Source organism: Nguyenibacter vanlangensis (assembly GCF_013376155.1).
Taxonomy (GTDB): domain Bacteria; phylum Pseudomonadota; class Alphaproteobacteria; order Acetobacterales; family Acetobacteraceae; genus Gluconacetobacter; species Gluconacetobacter vanlangensis.
Window position 1 is genome coordinate 1 of sequence record NZ_JABXXP010000455.1, and the last position, 2,357, is coordinate 2,357.

Sequence of the window (2,357 nt, forward strand, 5' to 3'; positions counted from 1 at the left end):
CGCACCCTGTGGGCCTGGACGGCGGGTCAGGCGCTGGACATGGCGGTGGTGGGCATCCTGTCCGGGCTGGGGCTGTGGTGCATCGGCGTGCCGCTGGCCCTGGCGCTGGGGGTGGTGGCCGGGATGGCGAATTTCATCCCCTATATCGGCGCCTTCGTCGGCGCGGTGCCGGCGGTGCTGGTCGGGCTGTCGCAGGGTACGCGCGAGGGGCTGCTGGTGCTGGCGCTGTATGCGGCGATCCAGTTCTTCGAGGGCAATGTGATGGCGCCGCTGATCCAGCGGCATGCGGTGCAGATGCCGCCGGGCCTGACCATCCTGTCGCAGACCGTGTTCGGGACGATCCTGGGCCTGCCTGGGCTGATCCTGGCCTCGCCGCTGACGGCGGCGCTGCTGGCGGTGATGGACCACGCCACCCCGCCCCTGGACGAAACGGACCGGCTGGGCCCGCCCGATGATCAGCCAGGCGACCAGCCGGGCGACCCGCCGCGCGATCAGGCTTGCGATGAGGCGTGAGGGCGGCCGGACGACATGATGTAGGGCCGGACATCCACCGCGCGCATGCCGGCGGCATCGGCCGCGGCCAGGCCTTCGGTGCTGTCCTCGAGCACCAGGCAGCCGGCCGGAGGGACGTTCAGCCTGCGCGCGGCCTCGAGAAACAGATCGGGAGCGGGCTTGGGGCGGCGGACGTCATCCACCGTCACCACCGTGTCGAAGAGCGGCAGCAGGCCGGTATGGGTGAGCGACGCGACGACGATCTGCCGCGAGCCGCTGGACGCGACCGCCATGGGCAGCGCGGCGCGATAGCGCCGGGCCAGGTCGGCGACGATGCCGATTTCGCGCAAATCGGGCAGGATCTCCAGCACCGCCTGCCGGGCCGCGCCGACGATGGCCGGCCGGTCCAGCGTCCGGCCCAGCTCGGCCTCGAGCAGGTCCAGGACCATCTGTTCGGACAGGCCGCCGCGCCCGTGGAACCATTCGGGCGCCAGCACGTGGCCGGCCGCCGTTTCGAAGGCGCGCAGCCATCCCTGCAGGTAGAGCGGCAGGGAATCGACCAGCGTGCCGTCGCAATCGAAGAGCAGCGCCTGTGTGCCGGCCGGAACCTGGATCATGAGAAGGGGATCATGGAAAAGCGCTTCGTTCGTAGGGATAGCGGTCCACCAGGTGCCGCAGGATGGCGAAATCGGCGTCGGAGACCTGCCGGACGCGGATCACGGCGCCGGGCCGGTCCTCGACGAAGAGCGTGTCGTTCCAGTCGGCGGCGCTGATTCCCGTCCACAGGGTGATGCGGTAGGGCACCGGCTTGCCGTCCGGGCCGGCGGGGCGATCGGCCACGAGGTCGAGCGTCGCGTCGCCCGAGGATGGCGGGGTCTGGCCCAGCGGACCCCAGCCGCCGTGATGGCGGGCCAGCCAGTCGTTCAGCGTGGCGAGATCGGCGGCGGACAGGCCGTGCGTGGTGTGCATCGGCCCGACGCTGATGGTGCCGGCCGTCATGCGCGGGATGGCCAGCGGGCGGAAATTCGGCAGGGCGAACGACCACAAGACGGCGGCGGTGCCGACGGTGATCGCGAAGAACCCCAGCAGCAGCGCGGTTTCCCGTTTCATGTCCCTCGATCCTGCTCGTTCAACCCTGATTCCTTCAACCTTGGCCCTGCACCGCCGCGATGACCCGCGCGACCTCGCCGTCCGTCAGTTCGGGATGGATAGGCAGGGCGAGGATACGGGATGCCAGGTCTTCGGCAACCGGCAGGCGCGCGCCGTCATGGTGGGGCTGGTATGCGGGCTGTAGGTGCAGCGGGCGGGGATAATAGATCGCCGAGGGCACGCCGTGCCCCTGCAGGCGCGCCTGCAGCGCCTCGCGGGCCCGGGTATCCTCGGTCAGGACGGCATAAACCGCCCAGGCGCTGGCGGAATCGGGCACCCGGGCGGGAATCGCGACATGGCCGGCGAGCCCGGCATCGTAAGCCCGGGCGATCGCCTCGCGCCGGGCGAGTTCGGCGTCGAATCCTTCCAGCTTGGCCAGCAGCACCGCCGCCTGCAGCGTGTCCAGCCGGCCGTTCATGCCGGTGCGCAGGACCTCGTAGCGCGTGCGGCCCTCGCCGTGGGTGCGCAGCGAGCGGTAGAGTTCGGCCCTGTCGGGATCGTCGGTCAGGATCGCGCCGCCATCGCCATAGGCGCCCAGCGGCTTGGAGGGGAAGAAGGACAGGGTGGTGGCCGTGGCCTCGCGCCCCAGCTTGCGGCCGGACAGCGCGCCGCCGAAGGATTGGGCGCAGTCATCCATCAGGAACAGGCCCTCATGCGCCGCGATCGTCCGCAATGCGGGCCAGGGCGCCGGCTGGCCGAACCGGTCCACGCCGATG

General features: G+C 71.1%; 4 protein-coding genes. 1 reads left to right on the top strand and 3 read right to left on the bottom strand.

All coding sequences use genetic code 11. The features are described 5' to 3' along the window. On the top strand, positions 1 to 513 hold a 513-nt coding region (locus HUK84_RS15205; protein ID WP_246285712.1), incomplete at its 5' end, for an AI-2E family transporter. Here the strand turns inward: HUK84_RS15205 and HUK84_RS15210 are convergent. From HUK84_RS15210 to HUK84_RS15220, 3 genes are all read right to left on the bottom strand, one after another. Then, the gene (locus HUK84_RS15210) at positions 492 to 1,109 is read right to left on the bottom strand and encodes an HAD family hydrolase (protein WP_176641036.1); all 618 of its coding nucleotides are present in this window, start codon (positions 1,107 to 1,109) and stop codon (positions 492 to 494) included. The genes HUK84_RS15205 and HUK84_RS15210 overlap by 22 nt on opposite strands. 10 nt (positions 1,110 to 1,119) lie before the next feature. Next, positions 1,120 to 1,602 carry a hypothetical protein gene (locus HUK84_RS15215; RefSeq protein WP_176641037.1) on the bottom strand — a complete coding sequence of 161 codons (483 nt, stop codon included), beginning with the start codon at positions 1,600 to 1,602 and terminating at the stop codon, positions 1,120 to 1,122. 34 nt (positions 1,603 to 1,636) lie between these two features. Then, positions 1,637 to 2,357 (bottom strand): DegT/DnrJ/EryC1/StrS family aminotransferase (locus tag HUK84_RS15220; protein WP_176641038.1); only part of this gene is annotated, 721 nt, incomplete at its 5' end.

Bases quoted from the DNA above. Each gene is read 5' to 3' on its own strand.
- HUK84_RS15215 (WP_176641037.1), bottom strand. From the start codon at position 1,602: ATGAAACGGGAAACCGCGCTGCTGCTGGGGTTCTTCGCGATCACCGTC.
- HUK84_RS15210 (WP_176641036.1), bottom strand. From the start codon at position 1,109: ATGATCCAGGTTCCGGCCGGCACACAGGCGCTGCTCTTCGATTGCGAC.